The organism is Parasphingomonas halimpatiens (assembly GCF_036663795.1).
Lineage (GTDB): Bacteria > Pseudomonadota > Alphaproteobacteria > Sphingomonadales > Sphingomonadaceae > Sphingomonas.
Map to the genome: position 1 here is coordinate 146,046 of NZ_JAXOJP010000002.1, position 13,922 is coordinate 159,967.

General features: G+C 65.8%; 13 protein-coding genes. 9 read left to right on the top strand and 4 right to left on the bottom strand.

All coding sequences use genetic code 11. The features are described 5' to 3' along the window. Position 1: 1 nt before the first annotated feature. The gene (locus U1839_RS03120; protein ID WP_332802214.1) at positions 2–1,177 is read left to right on the top strand and encodes a CoA transferase; all 1,176 of its coding nucleotides are present in this window, start codon (positions 2–4) and stop codon (positions 1,175–1,177) included. Further along, positions 1,171–2,565 carry an amidohydrolase family protein gene (locus tag U1839_RS03125; protein ID WP_332802215.1) on the top strand — a complete coding sequence of 465 codons (1,395 nt, stop codon included), beginning with the start codon at positions 1,171–1,173 and terminating at the stop codon, positions 2,563–2,565. Before U1839_RS03120 ends, U1839_RS03125 begins: the two co-directional genes overlap by 7 nt. On the opposite strand, the gene U1839_RS03130 is transcribed toward U1839_RS03125, so the two are convergent. After that, complete coding sequence (locus U1839_RS03130; RefSeq protein WP_332802216.1) at positions 2,494–3,477, bottom strand: enoyl-CoA hydratase/isomerase family protein; 984 nt, start codon at positions 3,475–3,477, stop codon at positions 2,494–2,496. The two genes, U1839_RS03125 and U1839_RS03130, sit on opposite strands and share 72 nt — an antisense overlap. A 79-nt stretch (positions 3,478–3,556) precedes the next feature. Between U1839_RS03130 and U1839_RS03135 the strand changes: the two genes are divergently transcribed. Both U1839_RS03135 and U1839_RS03140 read left to right on the top strand, forming a co-directional pair. Next, positions 3,557–5,029 (top strand): class I adenylate-forming enzyme family protein, encoded by a 1,473-nt coding sequence (locus U1839_RS03135; RefSeq protein WP_332802217.1) that lies wholly within the window; start codon positions 3,557–3,559, stop codon positions 5,027–5,029. Positions 5,030–5,091: 62 nt separating this feature from the next. Continuing rightward, a complete protein-coding gene (locus tag U1839_RS03140; RefSeq protein ID WP_332802218.1) occupies positions 5,092–6,666 on the top strand; it encodes an AMP-binding protein in 1,575 nt (524 codons plus the stop codon). A gap of 12 nt (positions 6,667–6,678) precedes the next feature. Here the strand turns inward: U1839_RS03140 and U1839_RS03145 are convergent, their stop codons facing one another. Together U1839_RS03145 and U1839_RS03150 are read right to left on the bottom strand one after the other, a co-directional pair. Next, positions 6,679–7,512, bottom strand: coding sequence for an SDR family NAD(P)-dependent oxidoreductase (locus U1839_RS03145; RefSeq protein WP_332802219.1), 834 nt, complete (start codon positions 7,510–7,512; stop codon positions 6,679–6,681). Between the two features lie 13 nt (positions 7,513–7,525). Beyond that, positions 7,526–8,455 (bottom strand): SDR family NAD(P)-dependent oxidoreductase, encoded by a 930-nt coding sequence (locus U1839_RS03150; protein WP_332802220.1) that lies wholly within the window; start codon positions 8,453–8,455, stop codon positions 7,526–7,528. A gap of 166 nt (positions 8,456–8,621) precedes the next feature. On the opposite strand from U1839_RS03150, the gene U1839_RS03155 reads away from it, so the two are divergent. After that, entirely contained in the window at positions 8,622–9,401 is a 780-nt protein-coding gene (locus U1839_RS03155; protein WP_332802221.1) for an SDR family NAD(P)-dependent oxidoreductase, read from the top strand. Positions 9,402–9,405: 4 nt separating this feature from the next. Here U1839_RS03155 and U1839_RS03160 read toward each other — a convergent pair whose 3' ends face one another. Beyond that, positions 9,406–9,840 (bottom strand): MarR family winged helix-turn-helix transcriptional regulator, encoded by a 435-nt coding sequence (locus tag U1839_RS03160; protein WP_332802222.1) that lies wholly within the window; start codon positions 9,838–9,840, stop codon positions 9,406–9,408. Between the two features lie 149 nt (positions 9,841–9,989). On the opposite strand from U1839_RS03160, the gene U1839_RS03165 reads away from it, so the two are divergent. The 4 genes from U1839_RS03165 to U1839_RS03180 all read left to right on the top strand — a co-directional run bounded on the left by U1839_RS03165 (position 9,990) and on the right by U1839_RS03180 (position 13,673). Further along, a complete protein-coding gene (locus U1839_RS03165) occupies positions 9,990–11,084 on the top strand; it encodes an alpha/beta hydrolase fold domain-containing protein (RefSeq protein WP_332802223.1) in 1,095 nt (364 codons plus the stop codon). Between the two features lie 343 nt (positions 11,085–11,427). Further along, on the top strand, positions 11,428–12,024 hold the full coding sequence (locus U1839_RS03170; protein ID WP_332802224.1) for a TetR/AcrR family transcriptional regulator: 597 nt from the start codon (positions 11,428–11,430) through the stop codon (positions 12,022–12,024). A gap of 87 nt (positions 12,025–12,111) precedes the next feature. Further along, complete coding sequence (locus U1839_RS03175) at positions 12,112–13,338, top strand: aromatic ring-hydroxylating oxygenase subunit alpha (protein WP_332802225.1); 1,227 nt, start codon at positions 12,112–12,114, stop codon at positions 13,336–13,338. After that, a complete protein-coding gene (locus U1839_RS03180; protein WP_332802226.1) occupies positions 13,335–13,673 on the top strand; it encodes a hypothetical protein in 339 nt (112 codons plus the stop codon). The genes U1839_RS03175 and U1839_RS03180 overlap by 4 nt, the downstream gene beginning before the upstream one ends. Positions 13,674–13,922 lie beyond the last annotated feature (249 nt).

Below are 13,922 nucleotides of genomic sequence, written 5' to 3' on the forward strand. Positions count from 1 at the left end.
CATGTCGGCTGCCATTCCGCTGACTGGCATCGCCGACGGCTGGTTGCGTGACCTAGCCCGCACGGCAGGAAGCGCGGCACTAGACGGGATCGATGGCCGAACGCTGCTTGGCGAACGCGCGATGCTTGGCGGATTTCGCATCCCGGCGCGCGTGTCGGCCGGCGGTGGATGTCGCCTTTATGCGGCGAGAAATGGTGAAATCGCGCTCAACCTTGCGCGCGCCGATGACCGTGACCTGCTCCCCGCCTTGTTCGAAACCGATGCCGATTGCAGCACCGACGCTGCGGTGACGGCCCATATCGCGGAACGGGACGCGTACGGTCTCGTGGCGCGAGGGCGCCTACTGGGGCTGGCGATCGCCGCTGAGGACGAAACCGGGCCACCGCCTGCGGCCTGCGCGCCGTTGACGATAGGCGACACCACCGCACGCCCCGCACGCGCGCCGCGCGTGCTCGATCTGTCGGCGCTGTGGGCCGGGCCACTTGCGGCGCATCTGTTGTCGTTGCTGGGCGCGGAGGTGACCAAGGTCGAAACGCGCAGGCGGCCCGACGCGATGCGCGAGGGAGATGCTGCGTTCTTCGCACTGCTCAATCAGGGCAAGGCGAGCGTCGTGCTCGATTTCCACGACGAGCAGGATCGCGCGGCCTTGCTGGCGCTGATTGCCCGGTCGGACATTGTGATCGAGGCGGCGCGGCCCCGGGCGCTCGAACAGCTCGGCATCCGCGCCGACGAGATCGTTCACGCGCAACCCGGCCTGACATGGATGACGATAACCGGCCATGGCGCGTCGGGAGATGCCGCGCACTGGGTCGGCTTCGGCGACGATTGCGGCGTCGCGGCCGGCCTGGATGCCGCGTTGCGCGATGCCAGCGGGAAAGCCGGCTTCGTCGGGGATGCGATCGCCGATCCGCTGACGGGCATTTACGCGGCGAAGGCAGCGTGGTCGGCATGGGTCTCGGGCCGGGCCGGGCGGCTCGGCGTCGCCATGTCGGGGGTGGTGGCGGAAGCGATGGCAACCGCGCGGGCGTACGATGCGCCGAGCTTCAATCGTGACCTGGTTGCCTGGGCGGCGTCGGCCGGCGAACCTTTTGCGTCGGTGCGCCACCGCGATGTCGCCCGCGTTTCGCCGCTCGGCGCGGATACCCGCGCTTCTCTCGCCGGCGGCGCGCCATGCTGATCCACAACGCGGAGCTCATTGGCGGGGGACAGGGCGATGTGCGCATCATGCATGGCCGGATCGAGGCGATCGGACATCTGCCGCCGCGCGAAAATGAGCCGGTGCTCGATGCGAGCGGCAACCTGTTGCTGCCCGGATTGCACGATCATCATATCCATGTCGCCGCGCTAGCCGCCGCATTGAACTCGATCCAATGTGGCCCACCGCATGTCACCGACCTCGCCGATCTGACCGCCGCGCTGCGCGCGCCCGGCACCGGCTGGCTGCGCGGCGTGGGTTATCACGAGAGCGTCGCGGGGCTGCTCGACGCCGCGACGCTCGACGCGATCGTACCGGCCAGGCCAGTGCGCGTGCAGCATCGTGGCGGGCGCATGTGGTTTCTGAATTCCGTGGCGCTCGACCTTTTGCTCGCCGACCGCGAGGCGCCGCCGGGCCTCGAACGGGTCGGCGGACGCCCGACCGGCCGCCTGTTTGAAGGCGACGCCTGGCTGAAAAGCGCGCTCGACAGCCGCCCTCCTTCGTTCGGTCTGATTGGAGCCATGTTGGCACGGGTCGGGGTCACCGGCCTGACCGAAATCTCGCCGGCGAACGATGCGATGATCGCCCGACATTTCGCTGCCGAGCATGGCTGCGGCAACCTGCCGCAAAAGATATTGCTGGCCGGTCGGCTCGATCTCGCCGCCGAGGATATGACCGACGGGGTCCGGCTGGGGCCGGTCAAATTGCACCTCCACGAAGCCGCGCTGCCGCCCTTGGACGACGCGATTGCCGGCATCCGACAGGCGCATGAACGGGGCCGCTCGATTGCCGTTCACTGCGCGACGGAAGTCGAACTGGTCTTCGCGCTGGCGGCGCTGCACGACGCGGGCACGATGGCCGGCGACCGCATCGAGCATGCTTCGATCGCGCCCGATACCGCCATCGCGGAAATCGCGCGGCTCGGCCTTGCCGTGGTCAGCCAGCCGCATTTCATCGCCGAGCGTGGCGACGCCTATCGCGCGAATGTCGCCGTGTCGGATCAGCCCCTGCTCTATCGCCTGCGCACGTTCGTGGAGGCTGGTGTCACGCTGGCGGCAGGGAGCGATGCGCCGTTTGGCGGGACCGACCCCTGGGCATCGATGGCCGCTGCCGTCACCCGCACGACACCAGCGGGCGCGACGATCGGTGCAGCGGAGGCGCTGACGCCGGAACAGGCGCTGGACCTGTACCTCGCCGCGCCCGAGGCGCTGGGCGAGCGACGGCGGGTCGAGAGCGGCGCGCCGGCCGACCTTTGCCTGCTCGATCGCCCATGGGCGCTCGCCCGCGCAGACCTCGCTTCAGTCGGCGTGCGCGCCACCTGGATCGACGGGCGGCTGGTCCATGATCGCGTCGATCAGGCCCCAACGTAGCGCCGTATCAGCATCGATCCGCTTGCCCGACAATATCATCAGTGCGGTACGCTGCCGACCGATGCGGCGCGGGATCGACACACAGCCTCCAGCGCCGGGAATGACGCCCATCGCCAGCTCCGGAAGCTGAAACCAGGCGGAGGGCGACGCCGTGACGCGTCCGGCAAAGGCGACCATCTCCAGTGCCGATCCGACACAGGCACTCTGTACATGCACCTCGACCCGCGCACCGCACCGCGACAGCGGGTGTGTGGGAAGCGTCAGCCCTCGAATGTGATGAGCGGTCGCCGGATCGCGGGTGGTGCCGAACTCGCTCAGATCGGCGCCGGTACTAAGGGTCCGCCCGATCGAGCGCAGTTCCACGCGCGCGATATCCGGGTCGAGCGCGGCAAGCGTAAACGCCTCGAAGAGCCCGTCTCGCAGCGGCCGGTCGATCGCGTTAAGCGCACCGGGCCGATCGATCACGATGCGAAGCGTCGCGCCGTCGCGGGTCAGGTCGACCCGCCCGGGCGGCGCGGGTTCTGCCGGGGGCTGCGCGTCGATCCAGCAGCCGTGTTCGGCGCTACCCTGCAGCATCGCGTAGCAGATCGATTCCATCGCCAGGGCATGATCGACCGCCATCCCTTCGGTGGCGCGCAGCAATTGCACCACGGCGGCGGCGGCAAGGGGGTGGCGCGTCACCTGCTCGACGATGCGATCGAGCCGCACCGGGGCCTCGACCACCGCGTCGAGCAATCGGGCGGCGGGATGCGCCGGGTCGCCAATCCCGATGATCGGAAAAGGCGGCAAGCGCAGCAGCTCCGCATCGGTCCCGAGACCGTCCAGCTCGACACAGGCAAGCGGCGGCGCCTTGCCCGTCCAGTCGAGGCGCAGGCTCGCGGAATCGATCAGATAGGGATCGATGGTCGCCACGTAGCCTGTATCCCCCATTGACCGCCCCGACGATGTGCCTGCGCTTGTCGTCACCGTAAAGCGCCTTAGACCTTGGGGCATGAAATCCTTGTCCGATCTGTGTGCGGAAACACTCGCGATCGAGCCGAGCCGCCCGGCGATCGAATTTTCCGGCAATTGGCACGACTGGGGCAGTGTGCAGCGGCTGGCGGGCGAGGTTCGCGCGCTGCTGGCGGCATGCGGGGCCGGCGCCGATGCGACGGTCAGCTTCGTACCGCGCAATCGCCCGTCCGCGCTCGCCGCGCTGGTCGGCATGCTGGCCGATGGGCGCAGCGTGCGGATGGTCTACGCCTTCCAGTCGAGCAACGCGATCGCCGCTGCGATCGAACGTCTGGATTCCGCTGTCGTCGTCATGGCCGACGAGGATTTCACACCGGAGATCTGCGCGATGCTGGCGGCGAAAGGGATGGCCGGCATCGCGCTGTCGGAGATGCGCGCGTGTGCGGTCCCGGGCACCGAGCGCGGCATTCCTCGCGCCGACAACGGTCCGCCGCGCGTGGAAATCCTGACAAGCGGCACCACCGGCCCGCCTAAGCAATTCCCCATCCCGCACGAGGTCATCGCCAGGTTCGTCCTCAATCAGGGGATGACGATGATCGACGATCCCGACGAACCGCCGTTCCTGATGTCGTTCCCGGTCGGCAATATCTCCGGCATCTACAGCATCGCCGCGTCCCTGCTGCGCGGGAAGCGGGTCGTGCTGGTCGATCGCTTCTCGGTCGCGACGTGGCATGATTTCATCGTGCGCTATCGGCCCAAAGCCAGCGGCGCGCCGCCTGCCGCCGTCGCCATGATCCTCGACGCCGATCTGCCAGCGGAAGATCTCGCCTCGCTGGAGTTCTTCAGCACCGGCGCGGCCCCGCTCGACCCGAACGTGCAGCGCCGCTTCGAGGAACGATACGGCATTCCGATCCTGCTGTCGTACGGCGCAACCGAATTCGGCGGACCGGTCGTTTCGATGACCCCGCAACTGCGCGCCGAATGGGGCGACGCGAAATTCGGCAGCGTGGGGCGCGCCATGCCCGGCGTTGGCCTGCGCGTTCGCGACCCCGAGACCGGACAAATCCTTGGCGCGGGCCAGGAAGGCATCCTCGAAGTCGTGTCGCCGCGCATGGGTCCGGCGTGGATCCGGACCTCGGACATCGCCGTGATCGATGCGGACGGCTTCCTGTTCCACCGCGGGCGCGCCGATGGCGCGATCATGCGCGGCGGGTTCAAGGTCTTGCCCGAGACGATCGAGGCGGCGTTGTTGCTGCACCCGGCCGTATCCGCAGTCGGCGTGGTCGGCGTCGCCGATGCGCGTGTATCGGAGGTGCCCGGCGCCGTGGTTGCGCTCCGGCGCGATGCGTCCGTACCGGGCATCGCCGAGCTCGAGAGGCATCTCCGGCAACATCTGCCGGCTACGCACTTGCCGGTGCACTGGCGGTTCGTCGATTCACTCCCCAAGAACCCCTCGTTCAAAATCGATCGTCCTGCCTTGAAGAGACTGTTCGCGCACGGCGTGCCGGCATGACCAACGCGAAAGATCGACTCCACGCCATGTCGGAAGCAAAACGGAACGAACGAACCACGCCCATGGGGTGGCGCATCCGTTGGGATGCTGCACTGGCTGAGCGCGCCTATGCCGATGGCTGGTGGCAAGCAGAAACGATCGGCGACGCCTTGCGCCGCGCGGCCGCGCAAGCGCCGGATCGTATCCTCATCGTCGACGGTGAGACACGAATACGCGCTGCCGACCTGCACGAACGCGCTGATATGCTCGCCCGGGTGATGCGCGCTCGCTTCCCACCCGGCAGCGTGGTTTCATTCATGCTGCCCAACTGGCACGAAGCTGCCATCATCTACCTGGCCGCAACACTTTCCGGCATGGTGGCGCACCCGATCCTGCCGTCGCTGCGCGATCACGACCTGCGCTTCATGCTCACCGATATCGGCAGCCGGATGATCTTCATTCCCGCCACCTTCCGTGGCCATGATTACGCCGCGATGCTGAGCCGCGTTGGCGAGACATCGGAAACAGCACCGGAAGTCGTCGTCGTGCGCGGCGACGCCGGGCCGCACACCGCCTTTGCCAGCCTGTTCGAAAACGCGCCACCCACCGCCCTGCCCGCGCTGGACCCCGACGAGGTCCGTATGGTGATGTACACCAGCGGCACGACCGGACGACCCAAGGGCGTGTTGCACACGCACAATTCGCTGGGCGCGTTGATCCGTCAGGTCGGCGCGCACTGGATGATCGAACGCGGCGACCGCTTCCTGGTGCCGTCGCCGATCAGTCATATCGGCGGATCAATCTATGCCTTCGAGATGCCGCTGCTGCTCGAGACGACCGCCATCCTGATGGAAAGCTGGGATCCTGACGCTGCGATCGGCCTGATGGTGCGCGAACGCTGCACGCATATGGCCGGAGCGACACCATTCCTACAACATCTCCTGGCTTCGGCACGCAAGGCCGGGACGCGCTTGCCGGACTTGAAGCTTTTCATCTGCGGCGGCGCGTCGGTCCCGGGGGCACTTATCCGCGAGGCCGCCGGCTATTTCGCGCGCGCGGTGGTCAGCCGCGTCTACGGATCGACCGAAGTGCCCGTCACGACCGTCGGGGTAATCGATCGCGGCGACGTCGATCACGCGGCGGACACCGACGGACGCCCCGGCATCGCGACGGTGATCGTCGCGGAACAAGGCGAAATCCGTGCGAAGGGGCCGCAGATGCTGGTCGGTTACGTCCATGCCGAGGACGAAGCTGCCGCGTTCGACGGGGAAGGTTACTACCGCACCGGCGACCAGGGGACACTGGTCGATGGCGAGTATCTCGTCGTCACCGGCCGGATCAAGGATCTGATTATCCGCAACGGTGAGAATATCTCGCCCAAGGAGATCGAAGACCTGCTGGCCGGGCACCCTGCGATCGCCGAAATCGCCATTGTCGGCGTACCCCATCCGCGCACCGGCGAGCGCGCGGTGGCGGTGATCGTGCCGCGGGGCGATGCCGAACCCGATATCGCCGCACTGGTCGACTTCCTTGCCGGGTTCGGCGTGGCGCGGTTCAAATATCCCGAAGATGTGGTGTTGTGGCAGGCTCTGCCGCGCAACGATGCCGGAAAGGTCCTGAAGCAACAGATTCGCGCGACCCTGACCGCAACCGGCTGAGCCGAACGACGATCAGTCGCGTTGCCCGCGATCATGCGCACGCAAGACCGCTTCATGGTCGGCCAGCAATTGCGCGCGATATTCACCGTGCGTGAAGATATGGCGCTCGTTCGCTGCAAGGTCCGCCACCAGATGGCGCACGGCATGGTCTGCCGAGGCGACGTGGTTGGTCGCATCCATCCCGCGGCTCGCCATCATCGCGTCGATATCCGCACGGCGCGCCTCGGACGCACCAAGCGATGCCGGGCGCGCCTGTATGCTGCTTTCCAGGTGCCGCGTCGTCATGCCTGCCGGGAACAGGATCGACACGCCAATCGCTTCTTCCGCCAGTTCCATGCGCAGCGTCTCGGCATAACCCGTCACGGCATATTTGCTTGCTGTATAGGCGCCCATGCGGATGCCGGGCGTCAGTGCCGCCGAGGATGAGGTGATGGCGATCCGGCGATCCCCAGCGGTACGGCGGATCAGCGGCAGGAAGGCTGCGACGGTGCGGATCACGCCCATCACATTGACCTCCAGCACCCAGCGCCAATCCTGTTCGGTCAGCGTGTCGATCGCGCCGAACTGCTGCACGCCGACGTTGGCGCACAGGGTGTTGCAGCCGCCGAATGTCTCGCCCGCGAGCGTCGCCGCCGCGCACAGGGCATCTGCATCGGCGACATCGACCCGCATCGCAACCGCCCGCCCACCGCGATCGCGGACCGCGCGCGCCACGTCCTCGACGCTCCCACCATCGATGTCCAGTGCGACGATCGCCATGCCGTGCGCCGCGAACTGCGCGACCATCGCTGCACCGAGGCCCGATCCGGCGCCGGTCACGACGGCGGTGCCGCTCGCGAAACTCACCGGCACGGCCCGATCACCCCTCGCGCGCCATCGCGAAGCTCGCGCCGAGATGCTTCATGAAACCGTGCGGGCCGCCTGCTTCGGTCGGCACGACCGGAAAGACAAACGAATCCGCGCGATCGTCGATATCGGCGATCCGCGCGCCGACCTCAGCCATTGACCAGGCCGACTGCCACGCTCCCTTCGTTTCGGCCAGATAGGCCTTCGCCATGCGTCCGCCGAGCGCGACGAGCACTTCGCCCGAGATGCTGCAGCCTTCATGTGCCAGCCATCCAACCGCTGGCGCGACGAACTCGGGGCCGAGCGGCGGAAACTGGGTGATGTCGATCCCCTCGGACATGCGCGTCACCGCGCTGGGGGCGATGCAGTTCGATTTCACGCCATGGGAGGCGCCCTCGATGGCCGCGGTATGCGACAGCCCGATCAGCCCGGCCTTGGCGGCGGAATAATTTGCGACCTCGTAATTGCCGTATAACCCGCCGATAGATGTGGTCATTACGATCCGGCCATAGCCCGCCTTGCACATCGCCGCGAACGCCGGCTGCAGAACGTTGAATCCACCGATCAAATGCACGTCGAGCACGGAACGGAAGATTTCCTCGGTCATCTCGGCAAGCGGTGCGCGGCGCACGTTGCCGGCATTGTGGATCAGCACGTCGATCCGGCCGTAACTGTCGAGCGCCTGTTCGATGATCGCCCTGCCGCCGGACGCCGTCGCGACGGTATCCCGATTGGCGAGCGCCCGTCCCCCCGCAGCCTCGATCGCTGCGACCACGTCACCGGCCGGATCCTCGCGCGTCCCGTCACCAGCCATAGTGACGCCGAGATCGTTGACCACGACCCTGGCCCCTTGCGCACCGAGCAATTCGGCATAGGCCCGACCGAGGCCGCGTCCACCGCCGGTGATGACCACCACGCGATCGTCGAATCTCAAATCAGTCATGTGCTGTCCCTCGACACGTATCGACAGAATGGCGCGTAACATGGCCCCGGCACCACCGTAACCGGACCATCCAAAACTTCCCTCGGGCGATGAATCGCGGTGCCACGTTGACAAGCAACCGCCAAATGCTGCGCAGCACGGTCCTACAGACCAGGGGGAGCCAACAATGCAGGTAGCCATCGTCACCGGCGCAGGGAGCGGCATCGGCCTGGGCACCGCCAAGATGCTCTACGATGCCGGCATGGCGATCGTCGGGGTGGGCCGCGATCCCGCGAAGCTCGCCACGCTGGAAGCGACAATCGCCGATCCCGACCGGCTCGCAACGCTGTCGGTCGACGTGACCGCCGACGACGCACCACAGCGGATCGTGGGACTGGCGCTCGACCGGTTCGAGCGGCTCGATTTCCTGATCAACAATGCAGGTGCGGGAAGCCCCAAGCCGCTACACGAAACCGACGACGCGACACTGGACAGTTTTCTCGATGTGATGCTGCGTGCCCCGTTCCGGCTGTGCCGCGAGGCGATCGGCCATATGGGCGATGGCTGCGGCATCGTGAACGTCACCTCGACCTACGCGGTAATCGGTGGGCGGCGCGGCGGCGCCTATTCGGCGGCCAAAGGCGGGTTGACCTCGCTGACGGAGCATATCGCGTGCGATTACGGCCCAAAGGGTATCCGAGCCAATTGCGTCGCGCCCGGCGTCACGATGACCGATATGGTCCGCCACCGGTTCGAGGACGAGATGTTCAAGCGGGTCAATGTCGAGACGACGCCATTCCCCCGGTTGGGCGAAGTTTCGGATATCGCCAGCACGATCGCCTTTCTCTGTTCGCCGGGCGCGGGATTCATCAATGGCCAGACGATCGTGGTCGACGGGGGTTGGACGACGACGAAGTACATGTCGGATCGCGCGTTGCGAACGACCTGGGTCGAGCCCGAGGCCTGAGCGTTCAGGCGCCGCCGGGAGCGTCCCCTCCGCAACACGCGTCGGCGCAAATTTGCCGCAGGATCGCGATTGTTTCCTCGCGACGATCGTCCGGTACATGTCGGGCGATAACCGTCTCGTTGCGCTCGAATGCCTTGCGCACCTGCGCGTGCAGCGCCTCACCCGTCGCCGACAGCGATAGCTCGATAGCACGCCCCCTGCCCGCCGCCCGATCTATCGCACCGACCGCCGTCAGGGCGTTAATGAGCGGCACGAGATTGGCGGGCTTGGCGCGGAGCGCGCGGCTGATCTCGCTTTGCGTGCAACCCGGGTTCGCCGCGACCAGCATGATGAGCGTCGCCTCGCTCGGCTTCAGCCCGAGCGGCGCCAGATCCTCCGCGAGGGCGGAGATCAACGCAGCCGAGGTACGTCGCAACTGGAATCCGAGCAACGTCTGCAACGGATCAAAAAATGTCGCGGGGGTGTCGAGAGGCACTTTCACGTGGGGCAGGTAGCCCGCTTGCCATCCCGTCGCAAGCAAGTGTATTATGTTTCATAACATAAGAGATTCGAAGCGCGAGACGCACCGGTCATCAGGAGAGAGCAAAAATGCGCATCCCCCACATAAATCGCCATATTGCTATCGCGACCGTCGCGACCCTCATGGTCGGCCTTGCGCCAGTTGCCGCGCAGACGGCGCCCGACACCGCCGGATCGATCAAGCCCGACAAGACCGTTGTCGTGCCGTCGTTCGAGTTGCCCCCGTCGGTATATGTCAGCGCCGAAGCCAAGGCGGCGATGCCGGCGAAACCGACCGATCCCGAAGCGCAGATGCTGAAGATGCTCGCCGCCGGCATGGTGCCCGCGGTCCGACCGAAGATCGGCCAATATATGGCACCGCAGATCGATCGGATCAAAGCGCTCTACAAGGTAACGACGCGCGACGCGACAATCGCTGGCGTCCCCGCAGTATACGTCACTCCGGCAGGCGGCGTGCCCAAGATCAACAAGAGCAAGATCCTGCTCAACCTGCCGGGCGGCGGCTTCGTCATGGGAATGGCACCGGGCACAGGCATGGTCGAATCGATCCCGCTGTCGGCGCTCGCCGGGGTGGAGATCGTCAGCATCACCTATCGCCAGGCGCCCGAAGCGAAATATCCCGCAGCGACCGAGGATGTCGTGAAAGTCTACCGGGACCTGCTCAAGACGCACAAACCGCAGGATATAGCGGTGTTCGGCTGCTCGGCCGGCGGACTGTTGACGGCGGAAGCCATGGCCGCGTTTGTCCGGGAAAAGCTGCCGTTGCCAGCCGCGATCGGCATTTTCTGCGCGTCGGCCGATGCGCGCTGGGGCGGCGACAGCCGCGCGTACGCCCGGCCATTCCAGGCGTTGCCGTCGAGCCCGCGCAGCCTCGGATATTTCGAGGGCGCCAATCTGGACGACCCGCAAGTGTCGCCGATCCTGTCGCCCGATCTGCTGAAGCGTTTCCCGCCGACCCTCTTGATCACCGCGACGCGCGCGATGGAGATGAGCGCTGCGGTCAACACCCACCGCGAACTGGTCAAGCTCGGGGTTGATGCGGACCTGCACGTGTGGGATGGACTCGGTCACGCCTTTTTCTATGATCCCTCATTGCCAGAATCGCGCGAGGCGTTCGACGTGATGGCCCGCTTCTTCCGCCAACATCTCAAGCTGGCGAAGTAGCCGTTGGTGACATATTTTTGAAAATTCTGATCAAGGGAAATAGCACTGCGGCCGTTCTCGTTGACGACAGGCGAGTTGCCGGGCAGCAAATTGCGCAAGGCGCATGCCGCGTCTTAAATTTGGCGCTGTAGCGGCGGCACGATATTCGGGCCAAGGTTAGCGGTACGTTGCTCGCCTCGCGCGACGCGGCGCGGCTGAAGCCGCTGTTCGCATTTGTCGGCATTCGATTTGCGCGAAACTCGCCTGAAAGTTCTCTCGCCTGACCTGCGTTGCACACTCGCTCGGTCAACCCGACAAAATGGATCGGATTGCCGCGCCTTGCCTGCTGCGGCTACGTCACGGAATGCCTATCCGATCCCGCTCCGCCGCACCGCGCCGTTACAAGGCGTACGAGCAAACCCACCAGCAACTCATCCAGGCAGCGGTGCGCCTCATCGGTGACCGCGGGCTCGAAGCGATTTCGCTCGCGGCGCTGGCGCGGGAGGCGGGCGTGAATCGCACCACAGTCTACTACCATTTCGACGATCGCGAGGCCGTGCTCGCCGATGTGAAGCTCTGGTCCTCGCAGCAGATCGTCCGCGCCTTCCAGCCCGACCTGCCGCAAACCGAGCGCATCGATTACGTCACGCGCTTCGTCCTGGAGAACCCAGAGGTGATGAAGCTCTGGATCGAGGAGTTCATCTCACCAGGCAATATCCGCGATAGCTATCCCCATTGGGACGCGCTGGTCGACGGCGTTCGCACGCACCTCGCAGCCGCCTTCCCTGCCCAGGAGGTGGATGCGGAGGTTTACTGCGTGGAGCTGCTCGCCAGCGCGCTTATCGGCCCTCGCATCCTGAGAAATCGGGTCTGCCCGGATGCCGCGACGGAAGACATCGTCGCGCGGTTTCGCAAGGAGCATCAGCGAACGCTCCGGCAAGGCGCGCTTCTCCGGCCCTGACAAATTTACAACGCTACTGTTGTAAATTGAAGTCGGTGCGATCAGATATGCGACCAGATGGAGCGAGTCCGTCGTCGGAGTGGTCGCATGAGTCTCCCAATTTCCAGTTTCGAACCCGTGTCCGCAGAGAGCCTCGCCTGGCTCGGCACCGATCCCGTGCCGGCCGCGCCCTATTTCGATCCTGCCTATTTTGAGCTGGAGCGCGAGGCGATCTTCAAGCGAAGCTGGTTGCAGATCGGCCATGTTTGCGAGATCGCCGAGCCGGGCGACTTCATCCGACGCGAACTGGAGTTCGCCAAAGCATCGCTGCTGATCATACGCGGGCGAGACGGCGCGGTGCGCGCTTTCCACAATGTCTGCACCCATCGCGGTACGCAGTTGGTCGAAGAAGCATGCGGCAGGCGATCGAACTTCAGCTGCCCCTATCACCGCTGGACCTTTGCTGCCGATGGTCGCCTGCTCAGCGCGCCCGATCTGGATCGCTTCTTCGTGTCGAAGGACGATCTCGGGCTGCGGCCGGTCGCGGTCGACGTCTGCGGCGGGCTGATCTTCGTCAATCTCGACCCGACGCCCGCGCAAGGCCTGCGCGACTATCTCGGCGCCTTCGCGGATCGGCTCGACACCTTTCCCGCTGCCGGCGCGACGACCTTCTCCGAATATGTCTACGAAATCGAGGCCAACTGGAAGCTGACCTACGACAACTTCCAGGAGAATTATCACCTCCGCTTCATCCATCCGCGCTCCGGCGCGCCTGCAGTGGGCGAGGAGAATCCGTTCGGCTACCCGGCGAAAGTCGGGTTCGAGGGGCCGCATCGCACGCAGACGATCTGGGGCAATCCCAAAGCCCAGCCCAAATTCGTGCAAGGCATTTCCTTCGGCAAGGCGATGCAATTCGCGGCTGCCGATGGCCTCATCGGTCCGAATGCGCGTGACTATCTTGCCCTGTTCCCGAACTTTTTCATCTTTGGATCGGCCGCCCAACCCTTCTCGCACGTGATCGTGCCGATCGACGCGCAGCGCTCGCGCGGTGTCATCCGGCTCTACTGGAAGGGCGAGGACGATAGCGCCAGCCGGCGCTATGTCCGTGAATATGCGATGGCGAGCGCGCGCGATATCCATGCCGAGGATCGCGCCGTCATCGAAGCGGGCCAGCGGGGCTTGAACAGCGGCGCGCTGAGCCACATCCATTTCCAGTCGCAGGAAGCGCTTTGCCGGCATCTGTTCAACGCGGTCGACGAGCGCGTACGCGCCTACCAGCAGGAACGGGCGGAGTGCGATGCGCCCGGCGCGCGTTTAGTCGAGACGTCGGCATGAGCACCATACTGCCGGATGGCTTTGCCGCGCTTGAGCCGTTCGCCGCGACCTGGGCGATCAGTGGGTCGGTAGCGCGCGCCGCGGTCCGCGGCAGTAGCGATGCTGCCGACCGGGCAGCCTTTTACGACGCCGCCAAGGACGAACTGCTTCCCGCGCTTGCCTATCTGGACGGTAAGCCGATAGCCCATCTTGAGGAGCGCGATCGACGTCTGTTGGATATGATGCTGGCACTCGCCCACGTCTCGCTCACGGTCGAGATTCTGGGCGATCAGGAGGCCGCCCACGCCGCCCAGCGCCGGCACATGCGGATCATCCGTTCGCCGGCGGGCGCCTGACGAAACCATCTCGGACTTGCCCAGGGTCGGGAGCGGACGTCCGCTTGCAATCAGTTGCGCTGCGAAAGCCACAATTCTGCTACGCGTGAATTTTCCATCCGAGCGGCTCTCCACCGTGGCGGGGCTGCAGCGCGAGAAGGTTCGTGGCGTCGCGGCGCGCTGTGCAGGAACCATCGGCATGGTTGCCACCCCGGGGGGCCAGTGATCGCGGAGCGGCACGTTCGCGCATTTGGGCGGACGTAGCCAAGG